The sequence below is a fragment of the Nakamurella sp. PAMC28650 genome, assembly GCF_014303395.1.
Taxonomy (GTDB): domain Bacteria; phylum Actinomycetota; class Actinomycetes; order Mycobacteriales; family Nakamurellaceae; genus Nakamurella.
Window position 1 is genome coordinate 1,812,793 of sequence record NZ_CP060298.1, and the last position, 18,539, is coordinate 1,831,331.

Consider the following 18,539-nt stretch of genomic DNA (forward strand, 5'->3'; position numbering starts at 1 on the left):
GACCTCGAGGCCCGGCGCAGTTGCCAAGGCGACCAGCCGAGCCCCGGTCATCACAAGGCCCAGCCCTTCGGTGCTTCGGTGAGCCCGACGTCAGTGGCGGCCCCAGGGTTTGCGCGACGACGTGATCACCGGTGATGTGGTGGACGGGGCGGTTGGCTAGGGTCCATCGGGTGTTCCCACCCATCGATCCATACGAGTCCGGCTACCTCGACCGCCCCGACGGGACGCGGTTGTACTGGGAAACCGCCGGCAATCCGGCTGGTCGACCCGCTCTGTACCTGCACGGTGGCCCGGGCGGTCACGGCACCGTCACGGGCGGGTACCGGCGTCGCTTCGACCCGGATGGCTATCGCATCATCGGGTTCGATCAGCGCGGTAGTGGTCGCAGTTCGCCGTGGGCATGTGATTCGCTGGAGACATTGCAGGACAACACCACTCAGATGATGGTTGCCGACATCGAAGCGCTCCGCGAGCGTCTCGGTGTCACCAAGTGGCTGGTGCACGGCGTCTCCTGGGGATCCACCCTCGCATTGGCCTATGCGATCAGCCATCCGGAACGCTGCTCGGCGGTGCTGCTGTACGCGGTCACCAGTGGTGCACGGGCGGAGATCGACTGGATCACGGCCGGCATCGGCGTGGTGTTCCCCGAGGCGTGGTACCGCTTCGCCGACCACGTCGGCTGCGCAGAGTCCGGCAGGCCGGTCGAGGGCTACGCCCACCTGCTCCGGGATCCGGATCCGGCCGTCCGGGCCGTCGCGGCGGATGAATGGGACCGCTGGGAGAACATCCACGTCAGCCTCGGGAGTACTGGACCAACGGGCCCGTTCCTGCACGACGACCCGCGGTTCCGGCTCAATTTCGGGGTCTCCTGACGTTTTCGTGGGTGGTTTAGCGGCCTGGTAGCGGCGGGCATAACCCGCCGCGGGTGAGCATTGCCATGGCTATCAACGCTTCTGGGCTGTGAAAGCCGTACGACCTGCGGGTCAAGGCCCGTAGGTGGGTGTTGGTGGCCTCGGATTGGGCGTTGCTCATGTGGTGGATCAGGGTGTTCCAAATCAGCTGCTGGAACCGCTTCAACGTTGCGGCCAGGGCGATGAACCCGGGCAGTTGGGAGCGGCGGGCCCAGGCGATCCAGCCGGCCAGCAGTTCACGGCCGGCCTGGCCCTTGACCTGGAACACCGCGCGCAGTTGCTCCTTCAGCAGATACGCCCGATACAGATGCCGGTTGGTCTGGGCGATCGAGGCGACCGACCCGCGTTGCTCCGGGGACAGGTCCGCCGGGTTTTTCAGCAATGCCCAGCGGCTGCCCTTCACCGACGACGCCTGCGCAGAGCTACTGTTACCCCGCAGCGTGTTCCACGTCTGACGACGGACCTTGTCCAACTCCCGGGTGGCCCACCCCACGATATGAAACGGATCCAATCCCAGCACCGCCTGCGGCGCGCGGGCCGTCACGGTGTCGTGGATCCACTGCGCCCCGTCGGCCGAGACGTGCGTCAACGCCGCCGCCCGTTCTGGGCCGAGTTGGTCGAAGAACCGACCCAGGGTGTCGCTGTTGCGGCCCGGTGCGGCCCACACCAATCTGCCGGAGTCTTGATCGACCACGCACGTCAGATACCGCTGGCCTTTGCGGTGGGAGATTTCATCGATGCCGATCCGCTGCAGCCCCGCGAGCACGTCCCGGCCGGCCAAACCGTCGGCGACGACGTGCTCGATGATTGCGCTCACGTGCCGCCACGACGTCCGCATCAACTGCGCCACCACCGACGAAGCGGTGTGCGCCGCCAACCACGCGCACTGGTCTTCAAACGCTCGGGTTGCCCGCGCGCCGGGTCGGGCCCACGGCACCGCCGCGACGACCACCCCGTGCGTCCGGCAGTTCACCCGCGGAGCCGCAGCCTGCAGGAATACCATCGTCGACCCCCAGTCCAGCGACCGCCACCGCCGGGTTCCGCCGCCCTGGTCATAGCCCGGCCGTCTACGCCGGCATCGACTGCACCTGCTCCGGGCGCCCTTCGTCGCACGCACCGAAACGACCAGCACCTGCCGGTCGTCGGCCTCCTCCCACGCCACATCGCACACCTGCAGTTGCTCGACACCGAGCAGCTTTCGCCATATCGTTACACCGCGCACACCGTGCTCCTGGATAGTGACTGACCCTAGATAAGCCAGAACCTATACGCAGCCCGGTGTGTCGCCCACAACCAGGGGTCAAACCACCCACGAGAACGTCACAAGAGCCTAACTTTGATGCGTTAATCGTTGACGACCGCGCAACTCTTGTATCATCGCCGCACTTTGCAGAAGGGTGGACGAACGCGGCCGAACTCTGCCAAAATCCTGCCAAAGTCCGGCCAGAATCCGCTGCATAATCTCTGCCCGCGGATGTTCGACCGGGCAAATCCACGGCTCTGGATACCGTCACCGATTCCGGTACGGGTCGGCTGTCGCGGGAAAGCGTCCGGGGTTCCGTGTCGCTTCGTTCGAAGTCGTCGATGCACCAGCTCACCTGTAGTGACCGAAACACCTCTCACGTCGCAGTGCGGTCTGGTGGACGAGGCCCCGCAGACGCACTATCGATATATTTCAGGGTCTCCTGACGTTTTCGTGGGTGGTTTAGCGTCCGGGAAGCGGCGGGCATAACCCGCCGCGGGTGAGCATTGCCATGGCTATCAACGCTTCTGGGCTGTGAAAGCCGTACGACCTGCGGGTCAAGGCCCGTAGGTGGGTGTTGGTGGCCTCGGATTGGGCGTTGCTCATGTGGTGGATCAGGGTGTTCCAAATCAGCTGCTGGAACCGCTTCAACGTTGCGGCCAGGGCGATGAACCCGGGCAGTTGGGAGCGGCGGGCCCAGGCGATCCAGCCGGCCAGCAGTTCACGGCCGGCCTGGCCCTTGACCTGGAACACCGCGCGCAGTTGCTCCTTCAGCAGATACGCCCGATACAGATGCCGGTTGGTCTGGGCGATCGAGGCGACCGACCCGCGTTGCTCCGGGGACAGGTCCGCCGGGTTTTTCAGCAATGCCCAGCGGCTGCCCTTCACCGACGACGCCTGCGCAGAGCTACTCCTACCCCGCAGCGTGTTCCACGTCTGACGACGGACCTTGTCCAACTCCCGGGTGGCCCACCCCACGATATGAAACGGATCCAATCCCAGCACCGCCTGCGGCGCGCGGGCCGTCACGGTGTCGTGGATCCACTGCGCCCCGTCGGCCGAGACGTGCGTCAACGCCGCCGCCCGTTCTGGGCCGAGCTCGTCGAAGAACCGACCCAGGGTGTCGCTGTTGCGGCCCGGTGCGGCCCACACCAATCTGCCGGAGTCTTGATCGACCACGCACGTCAGATACCGCTGGCCTTTGCGGTGGGAGATTTCATCGATGCCGATCCGCTGCAGCCCCGCGAGCACGTCCCGGCCGGCCAAACCGTCGGCGACGACGTGCTCGATGATTGCGCTCACGTGCCGCCACGACGTCCGCATCAACTGCGCCACCACCGACGAAGCGGTGTGCGCCGCCAACCACGCGCACTGGTCCTCAAACGCTCGGGTTGCCCGCGCGCCGGGTCGGGCCCACGGCACCGCCGCGACGACCACCCCGTGCGTCCGGCAGTTCACCCGCGGAGCCGCAGCCTGCAGGAATACCATCGTCGACCCCCAGTCCAGCGACCGCCACCGCCGGGTTCCGCCGCCCTGGTCATAGCCCGGCCGTCTACGCCGGCATCGACTGCACCTACTCCGGGCGCCCTTCGTCGCACGCACCGAAACGACCAGCACCTGCCGGTCGTCGGCCTCCTCCCACGCCACATCGCACACCTGCAGTTGCTCGACACCGAGCAGCTTTCGCCATATCGTTACACCGCGCACACCGTGCTCCTGGATAGTGACTGACCCTAGATAAGCCAGAACCTATACGCAGCCCGGTGTGTCGCCCACAACCAGGGGTCAAACCACCCACGAGAACGTCACAAGAGCCCAATTTCGCCACCCTGGTGACCCATTACTGGTCGCAGGACTGCTTCCTGCCCGGCGCGCAGCGCATTCTGGACAACGCGCACCGGCTGGCCGGGATCCCGGGAGCGCTGCTGCATGGTCGTCGTGACGTCAGTGGTCCGGCTGGCACGGCCTGGCAGCTGCAATGACGGTGGCCAGGCAGTGAGCTGATCATCGAAAAGACCGAAGGTCACGGCGGGCCGCTGCTGTCCGAGCGCGCGGTGCAGATCACGAACCGTTGGCTGACCGCTCTGTGACCATGCACGGACGACCCTGAACGCGCGCACCCATCACCCGACTCACCGGCATTGCTCGCCGCGTGCGACCGCTGACCGACCACCGATGGATTCCTGCGCCCTCTCGGCCTCCCGGTCCGCCTCGGCGGAATAGGGCTGGAACGGCACGAGCAGGAGCTTGACGTCTGTCCCGCGGATCCGCCCGCTGATCTGCGCCTGGTCGAACGAGGCCGGTGCGCCCGCCATCCGGACGATGGACCGGGAGCCGAGCGCAGCAATGGCCGACTTTGCATCGAACGGAGTCGGTGTGGACGGCGGTGCGGGGGCCACAGCCGCGGCCACGGCCCACACACCGGGACCGACGAACAGGACCAACAGAGCGACCGTCAGGGCCGTCGCGAATACCCGCACTCGGGTCAAGCCCGACCACCGGGGTGTGGGAGTCCCACGTGCTCGCGCAAGGTGCGGCCGCTGTATTCGGTGCGGGCGACTCCCCGTTTCTGCAGGATCGGCACCACGTGGTCGACGAACAGATCCAGCTGGCTGGGCAACATGTTCGGCATGATGGTGAACCCGTCGGCTGCGCCGGCCCGGAACCACTGCGTCATCAGATCTGCCATCCCCTCGGGGGTACCGGTGAAGTCGAGACCGCCGGGTAGCGTCGAGAACTGTTGTGCCACATCGCGAAAGCTCGCCTCCCGGTTTTCGGCCATCCGGAACAGCGACGCCGCGAAGCTGCTCCTGGGTGCACTCTCCAGGAGTTCGGCCGGGAGTGGCACATCGGGATCGATCACGCTGGAGTCGAATCCGGCGAAGTTCGCGAAGTTGCGCCACCGGAACTCCGGGCTGGAGGCGTCCTCGAGTTCCTGTTTCAGCGCCGCGGCTTCGGCCTCGGTACTGCCCAGCAGGAACGACAACCCCGGCCAGAGCAGGACTTCCTGACGATGACGGCCGCCCGCTGCGGCCTGGTCCCTGACGCTCCACCGGAAACTGATTGCCGAGGCAAGGTCTCGCTGCGGCGTGAACACCGCGTCCGCGTACTTCGCCGCCAGCGCGACACCGGCCGGTGACGAGCCGGCCTGCGTCAGGAACGGATGTCCCTGGGGCGATCGCGGGAACGGCAGATAGCTGTCCACGTCGAAGTGGGTGCCGTGGTGGCGCGGCGGACGGATCCGGTTGCGGTCACCCCAGCGGCCGGAGAGCTTGGACATCGGGGCGGCGTCATCGGCCCACGCATCCCACAGCGACAGCACCACCTCGACGTATTCGTCCGCCCGTTCGTAGCGGTCGCTGCGCGGCGGATGCGGGACGTCGCCGAAGTTGCCGGCCACGGCGCCCTCGACGGTGGTCACGATGTTCCAACCCGCCCGGCCCCGGCTCAGGAAATCCAGGGTGGAGAACCGTCGGGCCATGTCCCACGGGTAGCTGTAGGTGGTGGACGCGGTGGCGATCAGACCGATGTGTTCGGTGGCCAGTGAGAGGGCCGACAACAGATCGATCGGGTCGAAGCCCGCCCCTGGCAGGTACTCCGAACGAAATTCGGCCACGCCGGGGGTGTCGGCGAGAAACAGGGGAGTCGAGCACGCCACGCTCGGCGGTGCGCGCGATGTCGACGTAGTGGCTCGGCGACAGGACCACCTCCGGCGCATCCGCCCCCACCCGCCACGCCGCCTCGTGGTAACCGGAGTCCCGCACTAAGACGTTGAGGTTGAGGAAGCGGGGCGAGACAGGAAGCGCAGAACTTTCGGAACCCACGGTCATGACGGCACCACCCCTTCAGCACGAGCCTTCGACAAGTTCTCGCCTGCTTCCGACGATCACCCGAGTCTGCAGGTTCCCTCCCCGGCGACTCACCACGAGGCGGGCACCATCGGTGCGATGACGCCCTCCGTAACTCCTCGACAGGTATGCGGCGGGCTGCCGGGCGCAGCGTCAGTGGGTGCGTCGCCGCATCGAATTGGTCGACGAAGTAGGAACCGCCTTCTCCTACACTCGGGTGGTGTCCAACGTGCAGATTCGACGTCGGTGCGACGTCGACCTACCACCGCTCATCGACATTCTTGCCAGGCAGCAGGCTCAGACGCAGTACCCGTTCCAGTGGCCACCAGATCGCGGACCCGAGCACTTCCTCCGTCGTCCCACCGAGATCGAGGCCTGGGTTGCGGATCTGGCCGGCAACGTCGTCGGCCACGTCGCGATCCAATCAGTCGCCAGCGACGAACTCGGGCACATGTGGGCGGCAGCGCTCGGTGTCCCGATCATTGAGTTGCGCTGCATCAGTGTGCTGTTTGCAGATCGTCGCCTGGCCCGGCGCGGCATAGGTTCTGCGCTGCTGGCCCGAGCCACCGAGCGGGCGCTGGCCGGCGGTGGGGCACCTGTGCTGGACGTGGTGGCCGGGCACCTCGACGCGGTGAGCTTGTACTTGAACCGGGGCTGGCAGGAGGTAGGGCGGTTTCGGCCAGAGTGGCTGCCCTCGTCGCAGGAGCCGGTTCGCGCGATGATCCTGCCGAAGCCCGAACCGGCCGGTCCACCCTCATGCGGGTCGACCCCACCAGCGGGGCCCTGATCGCCATGGCCCGAAACCGTCTGTGGGACTCGATCAACGACGAACGGTCGTGCCCGCGCGGTCCGGTCCCCGGGCTGGGTGTCATAGGTCCGGGACGCGGCGGAGCCCACGGTCGACCTCAGTCATGAGCGACTGCGGTGTCGTGCCGATCCAGTCCTTCAGGTCGGTCTTGTCCAACTTGGCCAGTGCGGCGACGTTCACGACGGAGTCGCGGGGCAGACCGGTGACCACGGCCGGCAGGAAGGTGTTGCCGGGGATCGTGGCCAACGCGGTGTTGGAGGTGACGACAGCGATGAGGACGGTCGCCCATCGGTTTTCGTCGTAGGACGAGCCCTGGATGACCAGAACCGGCCGGTGTTTGGCCGGTCGACTACCGATGGCTGGGCCAATCTCGGCCCAGTACAAGCCGCTGCGTTCGATCACCATTCATCGTCGTCGGCAGCCAGGACACGGTGGCCCTTGGCAACTGCGTCAACCGAGGATTCATCGATTGCTTCGAGCTGATCGAGGGCAGCATCGATGTGTCGGGTGACAGATTTGCCGAGGTCGTCTGCTCGCGCGGACGCGCGGTCGAAGGTGCCGTCCGGGAGCGAGATTGCAGTGTTGACTCCCTGAGTACAACCCGGGATGACCACGAGGACGAGATTGCGTGCGAAGCAGCCGCCGGTCAGGCTCAGACGGCTGCCTCGCCACCATTGGACATCGTTCGTGGCCAATTCCGAACATTCCGAATCAGTGGGCGCGGGTCGTGGTCGGGGTGCTTACTCGTCGTTGTCGGCTCGGGCTTGGTAGTCGGTGATCTTCTGGTCGATGACGTGCAGTGATGTCGTCCAGGTGCGGATGCGCTCGGCGACTTCGGCCCGGTGGTCTTTCAATAGCGCGAGTCGTTCGTGTACCCCGGCTGGGTCGCGTGCGACGAGGTGGGTGAATTCGGTGATACGGGCCAGCGGCATGCCGGTATCGCGCAGATGGAGGAGCACCTCGATGAGGTGGACGGCGCCGGGGTCGTAGCTACGACGCCCGCCGGCGTCCCTGTCCGGTGGCGGGAGGACGCCTTGGCGTTCGTAGTAGCGGATGGTGTCGGGGTCGAGGCCGACCCGAGCTGCAACCTCACCGATACCTGCCGGCTGATCCTGCTCGTCGGCGTTCGTCATGCTCGCGCTGCCTGAAGGCGGGCGATGAGGTGGTCCGGGAGGACCTGCGTGACGGCATGCCATGCCGAGCGGACCTGTTCAGGGCGGGAGACCCCGACGATGGGCAGTACGGGCGTTGGGCGCTGGTTCATCCAGGCCAGCACGACCTGGCCTGGATCCAGTCCGACCTCGTCGGCAACCGATCGCAGCGCGTCCAACCGCTGACGGGAGTCCTGGGTGCTGTAGTCGGCGGGCAGTGGGCGGTCGGTGCGGGTGTAGGCGCCCGACAGCAGGGGTGAGTATCCGACCAGGGTGATCTCGGCGGAGGAGGCAATTCTCTCGGTCTCGAGATCCAGCACCACTTGGGGTGCGGTGTCTGCACCGGGTCTGATCGGGAGGTAGGTGAACCGTTGTTGCAAGGCTCGGTAACGATGACCTGACGGCGTGCGGAGGGCTTCCTTCAGGCGGTCGGCAGTCAGGTTGCTGGCGCCGATCTCACGCACCAGTCCTTCCTGGACGAGCTCATCGAACACACCCAGGGTCTCCGCCAGTGCCACGGTCGGGTCGTCGATGTGGGCGTAGAGCAGATCGAGGTGATCGGTACGCAATCGCTGCAGGCTGCCGGTGACCTGATCGCGTACTGCGCGCGCCGACAGCCCCTGGACGTGGTCGAGGTCAGAATGACCGGGCCGAGGTCGGGCGCCGACCTTGGAGGCCAACGTGATCCGATCGCGGGCATACGGACCACGAGAGGTGAACCAATCGCCGATGACGGTCTCTGATTCGTCGCCGACTCCGGACCAGAGCGCGTAGTTGTTGGCCGTGTCCCAAAATGTCGCGCCCACTTCGGCGGCGACGTCCAGACACGACATGGCAGTCTGTGCATCGACCGCCGTCCCGAAATGCATGGTGCCCACCGCCACGGCCGAGACAGCAAGAGCGCCCACGTGGTGCGTCGTTGAAGAGGTTGTTGTCAGATCCATTCCACGACCTTCGCACCTGGACCAAGGTCCAAGTCAACGCGACATCTACGATCAGCAGCACACAACTTCTCGTCGACCGATCCCCAATCGGGACAGTGCCACCCCGGGTCCGGCCGTCGCCGACGGCGACGCCCCGAACGGCGTCGTCGGTATCCTTGCCGACGCTGCTAGACAGTACTGGTGCCGGCTGGTACCACTGCCGTGGGGATGGCGTTGTCGACGAGGACGGCCGCGATAGCTGCTGCGGTGGCCAGGGTCTCGGTGTCGAGGACCCGGCTGCGCGCTGAAGCGCCGTCCAGCAGGAGCGCCAGTTGCTCGCCTAGCTGTTCGGGGTGGGTGGCGCCGGCCTCGCGGGCGGTATCGGTGAGCCGGGCGGCAAAGGCTTTCTTGTAGTCGCGGGCCTGCACGCGTGCCGGGTGGCCGGGGTCGGGGATCTCGACGGCCGCCGCGATGAACGGGCACAGGGGCGAGTGGACATCGAAGGCGGCGAGGAGTCGCTCGCGGGGCGTGAGGTCCGTGCGGTCGAACACCTCGGGCAGAATGTCGGGATCGAATCGGCGTAGACCCTCGGCGATTAACTCGTCCTTGCCGGAGAAGTGCTGGTACAGCGTACGTTTGGACACTTCGGCCACCGCGCACAGCTGGTCCATGCCGGTGCCGTTGATGCCGTGATCGCGGAACAGTTGCTGTGACGCGCTCAGGATGCGCTCTCGTGCGCCCCGGCCGCGGCGCAAGCCCCGCGGCCCCTTCTCCAACTCGGTCATATCCATAGCTTAGCCCCAATCGGTACCGATCGGTGTGCATAGCTTGACACACCTCCCACTCCTCTCTACCTTAGGTAAGGCGAACGGTGTACATAACATCGCGCCAACTGGATGGAGTGAGTGTTCATGGGAAAGCTCGATGGCAAGGTTGCGGTGATCACCGGCGGGACCAGCGGTATGGCGCTGGCCGGTGCGAAGTTGTTCGTCAACGAAGGGGCTCACGTCTTCATCTCGGGCCGACGGAAGGACGCGCTGGACGAAGCCGTCGAGCTGATCGGCCGGAACGTGACCGGCGTGCAGGCCGATTCGTCCGACCTCGCCGATCTGGACCGTCTGTACGACGCGGTCAGGCAGGAAAAGGGCGCGATCGACATCTTGTGGGCAAGTGCCGGGACGGGCGAACAGGGCAAGCTCGGCGAGATCACCGAGGAGCAGTTCGATGCCGCCTTCTCGTTGAACGCACGCGGCACACTGTTCACCGTCCAGAAGGCGCTGCCACTGTTCAACGACGGTGGATCGATCTTCATGACCGGGTCGAACGCCTCGCTGAGGGGCTACCCCGAATGGAGCGTGTACGCAGCGAGCAAGGCCGTACTGCCCGCCTATGCACGGGTGTGGGTGTCCGAGCTGAGGGACCGGAAGATCCGCGTGAACGTACTGACCCCCGGCCAGGTCGCCTCGCCGATGATGGAGGCGGTGATGGACGAGCAGCTGAAGGCGCAGTTCGAGTCCGTGATCCCGCGGCGAGAGATGGGCCGCCCCGAAGAGATCGCGTCGGTCGCGCTGTTCCTGGCCTCCGACGACTCGAGCTACGTCAATGGCATGGAACTGGTGGTCGACGGCGGCACGACAGTCGTCTGAACGGCCCCAGCAACACCCCACAACCAACTGATCCACACATCAACGGAGGAACACACACCATGACCACCATCAGCATCATCGGCTCGGGCAACATGGCCACCGCCATCGGCACCCGGGCGGCGAAGCACGGCCACACCATCGAGCTCATGAGCCGCAATACCGCCAAGGCTCAGGCGCTCGCCGACCAGATCGGCCACGGAGCCACCGTCGGCACGTTCGGACAAGCGCCGGCGGGTGACATCGTCATCGTGGCCGTCCTCCACGCCGGCGCGGTCGACGTAGTCGCCCACTACGGCGATGCGCTGGCCGGCAAGATCCTCGTCGACATCACCAACCCGTTCAATGCCGACGCCAGTGGAATCGTGACGAACGCGGGCAACTCGGTGTCCCAGCAGATCGCCGCTGCCGCACCCAAAAGCGCACACGTCGTGAAGGCCTTCAATACGATTTTCGGCGGCGTCATTGCGACGGACAAGCCCCTGGACGTGTTCTTCGCCGGCGACGAGGCCGAGGCGAAGACACGTTTCGCAGCGTTTCTGCAGAGTCTGGACATGCGGCCCCGCGACACCGGAGGGCTCGACATGACCTACGTCCTGGAATGGACCGGCATCCTGCTGATGGGGCTGGCCCGCAACGGCACCGGTTTCGACGTCGCCTTGCGCGCCGAGGTTCTCTGAAGGATCTCGACCGGCGACGGCTGCGATCAGGTCAGTTGATCAGGCGGTAGATCCGGCGCCGGACTCGAAGTCGGGTGCCGGTCGACCGCCTGCCGGTGCAACCGCTGCGGAAGCCGGCGCAGGTCGGGTTGAACTCCGGCACTTGCGGCGGCTGAGTCCGGTGGAACCGTGACCGGTCACCGATCCCTATCTGCGAGCTATGGCTTCGGGCCCGTACTCGCGCAGAGTCCCGCCAAAGGCGGCTGGACATACGTCGTCATGGACGGCTCCGCCGATTTTTTCGCTACCCGCGGACTGGTCAAAGTCAGCGGAACCATCGACGACCTCCCCTTCACCAGCTCATTCATGGCGCTCGGTGACGGCACACACAAACTCCCGGTCAATGCCACCATCCGCCGCCGCCTCGGCAAGCAGGCCGGCGACGCCGTCACAGTCCACCTCGACCAACGACTGAACCAGACAACCGCACCGAAAGGTCTGGCGAATGGTGCACAGTCGTGCACGTAGGTAGGGGTCCAGGCCTCCCGCTACACCCGCCTGGCGACAAGTCCCGCTCGGGTGCCTCGAACGGGACACCACACCCGATCTCGTCAGCACACCGCAGAGATCTCTGCCGACGGCCGATCGATGGACCCGCACCAGCCTGTAGCCGCGTGGAGATTCCGTGGTCGTCCACAGCGACGGGCGATACCTCAACCCTTGGACTGGGCGCGGTATTCACTCGGAGTCAGTTGATGGACCGATCGGAATCGACGAGCGAAGTAGAACGCATCGGGGTAGCCCACCGACTGGGCGATGACGGCCACCGGATCGCCGGTGGTGTCGAGCATTTCCCTCGCCCTGGCCATTCGCAGGTGGGTCTGGTAGGAGATGATCCCGAGGCCCGTCTCGCGCCGGAACACATCGGCGAAGTGGGAGGCGCTGAGGCCGGCCAGGGCGGCTAGGGCGTGTCCCGTGGATCGTTCTCCGTTAGATGCCTGAGCCAGATTCCGATGCTGGCGACGTCGACGGTGCCTCGGTAGACGAACTCCCGTTTGTCATACCGGGTGGCGACCGCGCGGTAGCCGCGTAGCCGGTTGAACGTCCGCTCCACGGTGTTGCGGTCCTTGTAGATTTCCTTGTCGAATTTGGGTGGCCGACCACCACGGGAACCCTTGGACAGGCGACCGTTGATCTGGTTCACCGGCTCCGGGATGGTCGCCTTGATACCCCTACGCCGCAACGACTTACGGATTCTGCCGCTGGAATACGCCTTGTCCGCCAACACCCGATCCGGTCGGGTCCTAGGCCGCCCATCACGGCCGCGCACGATCCGAATATCGGCCAGCACCGCGGTGAACGCCAACGCGTCATGCCGCTGACCAGCCGAGATGACCCGCCCCACCGGCCGACACTTCGAATCAGCCGCCATGTGGATCTTCGTCGTCACCCCGCCGCGGCTACGCCCCAAACCCTCCCGATCAACGACCGGCGGCGGCCGATCCGCAGAATTCTTGTAGTTCGATAGTGCCCCCTGTGTCTTTGAGGGCCTTGATCGGAGCCTCCAACACGACGCTGGCAAGGACGGCGGCGGGGATGTCCTTCGGCGGTTCGTGCCGGGCACCTGCCGCGTGGTGATGCGCCCGGATCACCGTCGCATCCACCCCCAACGCCCACTCACCGACATCGCCGTGATCGCAGTCCGCCCGCAGCATCGACAGCACCCGCTGCCAGGTACCATCCCCTGACCAGCGACGATGCCGGTTGTACACCGTCTTCCAATTGCCGTAACACTCCGGGAGATCCCGCCACGCCGAACCGGACCTGGTCCGCCACAGCACCCCGTCGACGACCCTGCGGTGATCGACCCACCGACCACCCCGAATCGGGGTCCGATCCGGTAGCAAAGGCTCCAACCGGGCCCACTGCTCATCCGACAAATCATGACGATTCTGCACAAATCAGAGTCTGTCGGAACCGACCTCCAAGATCCGCGGGACACGCCCTAGTTCCGCAACGGAGACTCGTTCGGTCAGGTTGTCCCGCAGATACTGCTGGGCCTGTTCGACCGGGGATCCTCGCCGTCGACCTCGCCGGCGGTCGGCCGCCAGCAACGCCATCAGGTACCAGGCGGCCCCGGACGCAGCCAACAGGTTGGGTTGGGTCTCGTCGCGTTGCAGGCGATGGATGATCGCCTCGACCAGCCCTACGGCCTGGTAGATGTCGCCGACGTCGACGACCACGTGCTGGACGTCGATCGAGGCCGCGTCCAGCAGACCCCGCACATCGGCCCCGGCCAGGTGCACCCACCAGATCGTCCAGGGATCCTGGGCGTCGGCCTGATATTCATGGGGGGTTTCCGGGGGGATGATCAGAGCCTGCCCCGTCTCGACCCGGTACTCACCGCCGCCAAGTCGGCACCACCCCGCGCCTTCGGAACAGATCATCACGATGGCCTGATGCGCGCCGTCCGGCCTGATGTGACCGTGGCGGCGAGCATGCGGATAGTGCCCGCAGTCGGTGACCAGGAGCCGGTCGGTGCCCGGCATGGTCAACGCCCTCCTGGCCAAGGGACGAGGTAGCACCAGCAGTCGTTGACCGGGAAACCCCTCACGGATCGGCACCGCGCCCATTATGCCAGCTTTGCACCCAAGACCATGGATTCGTCCAGGTAGTCCAGGGGATTCGACATTCCGGCGGGTATCGAACAGGGCTAGTTTCCTCCTTGTGCTCGCTGATGAGTTGCCGACCCGACCGTCGTCCCGGCTCGACCGCAGGATCGGCGTCGACCTGCCCCTCACGCTGACCGTCACGCTGTGGGACTTCACCTGGTACACCAGAACAGGTCCCGGCGAGCCGTTCTCCGACCTCGACCTTGCGTTCACCCAGGCCACCGAGCGCGGGTACAACACCGTCCGGATCTGCGCGATGCCCTTCCTGCTGTTCGGTTCGGGTCTGGACACCAGGGGGCTTCGGCTCGGCCCACTGGGCGGTAACTACGCCCGGCGAACACGTTGGTACGACGTGAAGGTCGCAACCGTCATCGATGCCCGTGCCCATCTGCTCGAACTGTTCCGAGCGGCCCGACGACATGGCTGCTACGTCATCGTGTCCAGCTGGGAATACCAGCAGAGCTCTGCTTTCAGCCTTGATCGTGACTGGTTCGACGCGCTGATGGCGGTCGATCCGGAGACTCGGCCCGAGGTCCTGGCGCAATCGCACTCCCAGCTCATCGATCTCCTGCGGACCGAAGGTCTGCTGGACCGGGTCGCATTCGTCGAGCTGCACAACGAAGTACAGGGCGGGCATCTCACCGAGGGTCTGGACCCCGAGCTGGACCTGGTGGTCGCCCTGAGGCCGCGGCTGCAGCGCGGCATCGATCGATTTCATGCTCTGCAACCGGACGTAGCGGTCACCGTCAACTATTCGGGGGTTCCGATCACCAGTTGGCGTGGTCTGCCCACCGGACTGGACGTCCTGGTCGTTCATCCCTACATCTACGGAGTACTGGATGCGTTGGTCACCGGATTCCACCTGCGCGGCGACGGCAACGATTTTCCGCAGGAGCTCGCCGACGCGGAATTGCTGCGCCCCGGGGCTCCCCGGTTCGCCGCGTGGACCCTCGGGGAGGCGGACGCCTGGAAGCTGACTGCGACGATCGTCGGGAAGCCCGAGATCTATCTGCACGATTGGTGTGATCCGGACTCCTTCGACAGGTTCCTCTACGATCACTACGCGGATTACCGATGGGGAATGGGCGAAAAACTCGCCGAATGGATCGGGGCGGCTGCCGATTGGGCCGAGACCAACGGCGTTCCACTGGTGCTCGGCGAGGGGTGGATCGGATACACGCCGGTGCACGGCAATTTCGAGGAGGGCCCGGTGGGTCGCGAGTGGTGCCGGTTCGCCGTCCGCGCCGCCGCCGCGGTCGGGGTGTGGGGGTCGGTCGTGTGCTCGAATGCAGCACCGCACCATCCGATGTGGTCCGACGTCGAGTTGCAGCGCCAGTGCAACGAGATCTTGACGGACGGCCGACAGCGTTCGGCCGAACACTGATGTCCACCTGCTCCTCCGGCTCCGATGGCCGGTGCAGCCACGCGTCATGGAATTCTCAACGAGGAGTGTGAAGTGATGACCGTCGTCCACAACATCAGTCGCCGCAGGCTTTTGCAGGGTGCTGCGGCACTTGCCGGAGCATCTGTGCTGAGCGGATGCGTGAGCTCCGGCAGTGCCACGGGCGGGAGCAGCGCAACAGCGCTGACCCTGCAGTCGTCGCTGTCCGACCCGGACCCGAAAGCCGCTGTCGAGGCGTTGGTCAAGGGCTACACCAAGAATCCGTTGACCCTGAACACCGTGGCCATCGAGAGTTTCCGGGCGCAGCTGCCCACCTACCTGAACTCTTCCACGCCGCCGGATGTGCTGACCTGGTACGCCGGTTCGGTGGCCCGGGACTATGCCGGCAAGGGCTACCTGCTCGATGTGTCCGATCTGTGGGCACCGAGCGGTGCGCTGGCCAAATTCAGTCCGGCGCTCAAATCGCTGTCCACGGCCACCGATGGCAAGCAGATCTTCGTTCCCACCAGCTACTACTGGTGGGGCGTCTTCTACCGGAAGTCGATGTTCAAGAAGTGGGGTATCGAGGTGCCGACCACGTGGGACGAATTCCTCGCGGTCTGCAAGAAGATCTCCGGTCAGAACGTCGCGCCGCTGACGATGGGTACGGGGTCCACGGCCTGGGTCGCCTCCGGCTGGTTCGACTATCTCGATCTGCGTGTCAACGGCGCCGCATTCCATCGCGACCTGCTGGCCGGCAGGAAGCAGTTCGACAGCCCGGAGGTGAAGAACGTGATGACCGAATACCGCAAACTGCTGCCGTACATCGACCCGAAGGGCCGGTCCTATTCCTGGCAGGACGCTGCGACACCGCTGATGCAGGGGAAGGCCGCCATGTATCTGATCGGCGCGTTCATCACCTCCGTCGCGCCGGCCGACGTCCTGGACGACATCGACTTCTTCCGGGTCCCGATCATCGACCCCAAACTACCGGTGGCCGAGGAGGCCCCGACCGACGGCTATTTCGCCAGTGCGAAGACCAAGAACCCCCAGGGCACCAAGGATCTGCTCTCCTACCTCGCGTCGGCCGCCAGCCAGCAGACGTACATCCAGAACAGCAAGTCGTCCAGCCTCCCCACGTCGCCGGACGTCGATACCACCAAATTCACCCCGCTGGTCCAGAAGGGCATCACGATGCTGAACAAGACCGACGAGATCACCCAGTTCTTCAATCGTGATTCCTCCGACGCCCTCCAAACCACCGCGGATACGGCCCTGACGAAATTCCTGGACCAACCGACGGACGTCAACGCGATCCTCGGCGATTGGCAGAAAGCTGCGGCGAAGGTCTTCGCATCGGCATGAGCACCACGAAGGTCGCAGTGCCACCGAAGACGATCGGAGCGGAGCCGGCCGCGCCGCGACGCATCACCAGGAAGATCCCCGTGCTGGTCTGGATCTTCCTGGCGGTGCCGGCCCTCATCGAAGCGGCCTGGGTGTTCTGGCCGGCGGTCAACAGCTTCGTGCTGTCCACGCAGAAGTGGAACGGTGCCGGTGCACCGGTGTCCGTCGGCTTAAAGAATTACTCCGATCTGTTCTCCGACGACGTCTTCCGGCAGGCGTTGCAGAACAACGTCATCTGGGCCATCGGGTTCGGGATCTGCTCGGTGGCAGGTGGTCTCGGCCTCGCGGTGGCGCTCAACCGGACTCGTCGAGGGGTGGGTCTGTATCGGAGCGCCATCTATCTGCCGATGGTCTTCTCGCTGGCGGTGACCGGTCTGTTCTGGAGGTTGCTCTACCAGCCCGATGGTGCCGTGAACAACGCGCTGACCGGTCTGGGACTGGGCAGTTGGGCCACCCAGTGGTTGGCCAACCCGAAGACGGCGATCTACGCGGTGCTGGTGGCGGCCGTCTGGAGGCAGGTGGGCTACGTGATGGTGCTCTACCTGGCCGGGCTCAAGGGGTGCGACCCGACCCTGGATGATGCGGCCGCGGTCGACGGTGCCAGCCCGTGGCAGCGGTTCTGGCGGATCACCATGCCGCAGTTGCGCGGGGTCAACATGGTCGTGTTCGCGGTCACCGTCATCGACTCGCTCCGCACCTTCGACATCGTCTGGACGATGACCGGCGGTGGGCCCTACCACTCCTCGGAACTGCTCAGCACCTACATGTTCGAGCAGGCGTTCACGTCGCTGAACCTGGGCTACGCATCGGCGATCGCGGTGGTCATCTTCGTCATCGCGATCGGTTTCATCCTGACCTATCTGGTCCGCACCTCCCGTCAGGAGGACTGAAATGGCCGCACCGACCACGACGAACACGACGGTGGGGACGCAGATCAGACGGCCGAGGTACGCGGGAAACGGCCACGCCGGCAACAAGGGCGGCCGGCCGTGGTTGTTCCACGGCCTGATGATTCCGCTGACCGTGGTGTGGGTCGCCCCGATGGTGTTCGTGGTGCTGGTCGCCTTCCGATCCTTCGATGACATCGCCGGACGTGGGTTGTCGGCCCTGCCGAACACTTTCACGCTCGACGGGTTCCGTGAGGCCTTCGGCGCCGGTGCGATCGGTCAGGCCCTGCTCAACAGCGTGCTGGTCACGGTCCCCGCGGTGGTGCTGGCGCTCTCGCTGTCGTCGATGGCGGCCTTCGCGCTGAGCCGGTTCACGATCCCCGGTCGTAGGACGATTCTGCTCACCATGCTCGCCGGGAATCTGCTGCCCCCGCAGATCCTGTTGATCCCGGTCGCCAAGATCATGGACTCGGTCGGGCTGTACGACACCCGTTTCGGGCTGGTGGTGATCCAGGTGGCCTTCGGAATGGGTTTCTACACCTTTGTCCTGCAGGGATTCATGCGATCGATCCCACGGGAGATCACCGAGGCTGCCGTCGTCGACGGTGCAGGGGTGCTGACCGTGTACCTCCGCATCATGCTGCCGCTGTGCCGCCCGGCGCTCGCTGCGCTGGCGGCCCTGTCGACCACCTGGATCTTCAACGACCTGATCTGGTCCCTCAGCGTGCTGCGGAGCCAGACGAAGTTGCCGATCACGGCGGCTCTGCTGAACCTGCAGGGCGGCTACGTCAGTCAGTGGAACGTGGTGGCGGCCGGCTCACTACTGGCGGCGCTGCCGACGGCGATCGTCTTCTTCGCCTTCCAGAAGCACTTCGTGTCCGGACTGCTGGTCGGCAGCGACAAATGAACTGGCACCTGCACTCCGGCGAACCGGCCACGCGCTGATCCCGGGGCATGCCGACCGCGTGGCTCCCACCCACATAGAGAATGGACCGAACAACCATTGCTT

Annotated in this window: 21 protein-coding genes; 10 read left to right on the forward strand and 11 right to left on the reverse strand. The window is 65.6% G+C overall.

Features of this window, described 5'->3' with window-relative positions; genetic code table 11:
• Nucleotides 1-170: 170 nt before the first annotated feature.
• Nucleotides 171-872: an alpha/beta fold hydrolase gene (locus H7F38_RS08205; RefSeq protein ID WP_222618536.1), complete on the forward strand. Its 702-nt coding sequence runs from the start codon at nucleotides 171-173 to the stop codon at nucleotides 870-872.
• A gap of 16 nt (nucleotides 873-888) precedes the next feature.
• Here the strand turns inward: H7F38_RS08205 and H7F38_RS08210 are convergent, their stop codons facing one another.
• A complete protein-coding gene (locus H7F38_RS08210) occupies nucleotides 889-2,133 on the reverse strand; it encodes an ISL3 family transposase (RefSeq protein WP_187093655.1) in 1,245 nt (414 codons plus the stop codon).
• Nucleotides 2,134-2,616: 483 nt separating this feature from the next.
• Complete coding sequence (locus tag H7F38_RS08215) at nucleotides 2,617-3,861, reverse strand: ISL3 family transposase (RefSeq protein WP_187090852.1); 1,245 nt, start codon at nucleotides 3,859-3,861, stop codon at nucleotides 2,617-2,619.
• Nucleotides 3,862-3,986: 125 nt separating this feature from the next.
• Here H7F38_RS08215 and H7F38_RS08220 point away from each other — a divergent pair, with 125 nt between their 5' ends.
• Nucleotides 3,987-4,136, forward strand: a complete 150-nt coding sequence (locus tag H7F38_RS08220) for a hypothetical protein (protein ID WP_187093656.1) — start codon at nucleotides 3,987-3,989, stop codon at nucleotides 4,134-4,136.
• A 150-nt stretch (nucleotides 4,137-4,286) separates the two neighbouring features.
• Here the strand turns inward: H7F38_RS08220 and H7F38_RS08225 are convergent, their stop codons facing one another.
• On the reverse strand, nucleotides 4,287-4,643 hold the full coding sequence (locus H7F38_RS08225; protein WP_187093657.1) for a hypothetical protein: 357 nt from the start codon (nucleotides 4,641-4,643) through the stop codon (nucleotides 4,287-4,289).
• Nucleotides 4,640-5,770 (reverse strand): NtaA/DmoA family FMN-dependent monooxygenase, encoded by a 1,131-nt coding sequence (locus H7F38_RS08230; RefSeq protein ID WP_187093658.1) that lies wholly within the window; start codon nucleotides 5,768-5,770, stop codon nucleotides 4,640-4,642. Before H7F38_RS08230 ends, H7F38_RS08225 begins: the two co-directional genes overlap by 4 nt.
• Nucleotides 5,771-6,162: 392 nt before the next feature.
• On the opposite strand from H7F38_RS08230, the gene H7F38_RS08235 reads away from it, so the two are divergent.
• Complete coding sequence (locus tag H7F38_RS08235) at nucleotides 6,163-6,789, forward strand: GNAT family N-acetyltransferase (RefSeq protein ID WP_187093659.1); 627 nt, start codon at nucleotides 6,163-6,165, stop codon at nucleotides 6,787-6,789.
• Nucleotides 6,790-6,870: 81 nt separating this feature from the next.
• Here H7F38_RS08235 and H7F38_RS08240 read toward each other — a convergent pair whose 3' ends face one another.
• The 4 genes from H7F38_RS08240 to H7F38_RS08255 all read right to left on the reverse strand — a co-directional run bounded on the left by H7F38_RS08240 (nucleotide 6,871) and on the right by H7F38_RS08255 (nucleotide 9,669).
• Nucleotides 6,871-7,215 carry a type II toxin-antitoxin system PemK/MazF family toxin gene (locus H7F38_RS08240; RefSeq protein WP_187093660.1) on the reverse strand — a complete coding sequence of 115 codons (345 nt, stop codon included), beginning with the start codon at nucleotides 7,213-7,215 and terminating at the stop codon, nucleotides 6,871-6,873.
• 335 nt (nucleotides 7,216-7,550) lie between these two features.
• A complete protein-coding gene (locus H7F38_RS08245) occupies nucleotides 7,551-7,943 on the reverse strand; it encodes a MerR family transcriptional regulator (RefSeq protein ID WP_187093661.1) in 393 nt (130 codons plus the stop codon).
• Complete coding sequence (locus H7F38_RS08250) at nucleotides 7,940-8,905, reverse strand: aldo/keto reductase (protein ID WP_187093662.1); 966 nt, start codon at nucleotides 8,903-8,905, stop codon at nucleotides 7,940-7,942. Before H7F38_RS08250 ends, H7F38_RS08245 begins: the two co-directional genes overlap by 4 nt.
• A 167-nt stretch (nucleotides 8,906-9,072) precedes the next feature.
• Entirely contained in the window at nucleotides 9,073-9,669 is a 597-nt protein-coding gene (locus H7F38_RS08255; RefSeq protein WP_187093663.1) for a TetR/AcrR family transcriptional regulator, read from the reverse strand.
• Between the two features lie 126 nt (nucleotides 9,670-9,795).
• Here H7F38_RS08255 and H7F38_RS08260 point away from each other — a divergent pair, with 126 nt between their 5' ends.
• The 3 genes from H7F38_RS08260 to H7F38_RS08270 all read left to right on the forward strand — a co-directional run bounded on the left by H7F38_RS08260 (nucleotide 9,796) and on the right by H7F38_RS08270 (nucleotide 11,714).
• Nucleotides 9,796-10,530, forward strand: coding sequence for an SDR family NAD(P)-dependent oxidoreductase (locus H7F38_RS08260; RefSeq protein ID WP_187093664.1), 735 nt, complete (start codon nucleotides 9,796-9,798; stop codon nucleotides 10,528-10,530).
• Nucleotides 10,531-10,589: 59 nt separating this feature from the next.
• A complete protein-coding gene (locus H7F38_RS08265; protein WP_187093665.1) occupies nucleotides 10,590-11,207 on the forward strand; it encodes an NADPH-dependent F420 reductase in 618 nt (205 codons plus the stop codon).
• Nucleotides 11,208-11,375: 168 nt separating this feature from the next.
• A complete protein-coding gene (locus H7F38_RS08270; RefSeq protein ID WP_222618537.1) occupies nucleotides 11,376-11,714 on the forward strand; it encodes a DUF1905 domain-containing protein in 339 nt (112 codons plus the stop codon).
• A gap of 185 nt (nucleotides 11,715-11,899) precedes the next feature.
• Here the strand turns inward: H7F38_RS08270 and H7F38_RS08275 are convergent, their stop codons facing one another.
• The 3 genes from H7F38_RS08275 to H7F38_RS08290 form a co-directional block, all read right to left on the reverse strand.
• On the reverse strand, nucleotides 11,900-12,109 hold the full coding sequence (locus H7F38_RS08275; RefSeq protein WP_255498290.1) for a helix-turn-helix transcriptional regulator: 210 nt from the start codon (nucleotides 12,107-12,109) through the stop codon (nucleotides 11,900-11,902).
• Nucleotides 12,110-12,147: 38 nt separating this feature from the next.
• A protein-coding gene (locus tag H7F38_RS26570) for an IS5 family transposase (RefSeq protein WP_370531250.1) occupies nucleotides 12,148-13,144 on the reverse strand; the annotation gives its coding sequence in 2 pieces (ribosomal slippage) (nucleotides 12,148-12,741 and nucleotides 12,743-13,144; 996 coding nt in all).
• 3 nt (nucleotides 13,145-13,147) lie between these two features.
• Nucleotides 13,148-13,810, reverse strand: a complete 663-nt coding sequence (locus tag H7F38_RS08290; protein WP_187093667.1) for an AraC family ligand binding domain-containing protein — start codon at nucleotides 13,808-13,810, stop codon at nucleotides 13,148-13,150.
• Nucleotides 13,811-13,928: 118 nt separating this feature from the next.
• Here H7F38_RS08290 and H7F38_RS08295 point away from each other — a divergent pair, with 118 nt between their 5' ends.
• The 4 genes from H7F38_RS08295 (at nucleotide 13,929) to H7F38_RS08310 (ending at nucleotide 18,437) form a co-directional block, all read left to right on the forward strand.
• The gene (locus H7F38_RS08295) at nucleotides 13,929-15,242 is read left to right on the forward strand and encodes a cellulase-like family protein (RefSeq protein WP_222618538.1); all 1,314 of its coding nucleotides are present in this window, start codon (nucleotides 13,929-13,931) and stop codon (nucleotides 15,240-15,242) included.
• Nucleotides 15,243-15,317: 75 nt separating this feature from the next.
• Nucleotides 15,318-16,604 carry an ABC transporter substrate-binding protein gene (locus H7F38_RS08300; RefSeq protein ID WP_187093669.1) on the forward strand — a complete coding sequence of 429 codons (1,287 nt, stop codon included), beginning with the start codon at nucleotides 15,318-15,320 and terminating at the stop codon, nucleotides 16,602-16,604.
• The gene (locus H7F38_RS08305; protein ID WP_187093670.1) at nucleotides 16,601-17,533 is read left to right on the forward strand and encodes a carbohydrate ABC transporter permease; all 933 of its coding nucleotides are present in this window, start codon (nucleotides 16,601-16,603) and stop codon (nucleotides 17,531-17,533) included. The genes H7F38_RS08300 and H7F38_RS08305 overlap by 4 nt, the downstream gene beginning before the upstream one ends.
• A gap of 1 nt (nucleotide 17,534) precedes the next feature.
• A complete protein-coding gene (locus H7F38_RS08310; RefSeq protein WP_222618539.1) occupies nucleotides 17,535-18,437 on the forward strand; it encodes a carbohydrate ABC transporter permease in 903 nt (300 codons plus the stop codon).
• Nucleotides 18,438-18,539: the final 102 nt, after the last annotated feature.

What these genes read in the sequence shown, in the direction of transcription:
- H7F38_RS08250 (WP_187093662.1), bottom strand. Translation starts at nt 8,905, where the DNA reads ATGGATCTGACAACAACCTCTTCAACGACGCACCACGTGGGCGCTCTT.
- H7F38_RS08305 (WP_187093670.1), top strand. Translation starts at nt 16,601, where the DNA reads ATGAGCACCACGAAGGTCGCAGTGCCACCGAAGACGATCGGAGCGGAG.
- H7F38_RS08310 (WP_222618539.1), top strand. Translation starts at nt 17,535, where the DNA reads ATGGCCGCACCGACCACGACGAACACGACGGTGGGGACGCAGATCAGA.
- H7F38_RS08245 (WP_187093661.1), bottom strand. Translation starts at nt 7,943, where the DNA reads ATGACGAACGCCGACGAGCAGGATCAGCCGGCAGGTATCGGTGAGGTT.
- H7F38_RS08240 (WP_187093660.1), bottom strand. Translation starts at nt 7,215, where the DNA reads ATGGTGATCGAACGCAGCGGCTTGTACTGGGCCGAGATTGGCCCAGCC.
- H7F38_RS08300 (WP_187093669.1), top strand. Translation starts at nt 15,318, where the DNA reads ATGACCGTCGTCCACAACATCAGTCGCCGCAGGCTTTTGCAGGGTGCT.
- H7F38_RS08260 (WP_187093664.1), top strand. Translation starts at nt 9,796, where the DNA reads ATGGGAAAGCTCGATGGCAAGGTTGCGGTGATCACCGGCGGGACCAGC.
- H7F38_RS08265 (WP_187093665.1), top strand. Translation starts at nt 10,590, where the DNA reads ATGACCACCATCAGCATCATCGGCTCGGGCAACATGGCCACCGCCATC.
- H7F38_RS08255 (WP_187093663.1), bottom strand. Translation starts at nt 9,669, where the DNA reads ATGACCGAGTTGGAGAAGGGGCCGCGGGGCTTGCGCCGCGGCCGGGGC.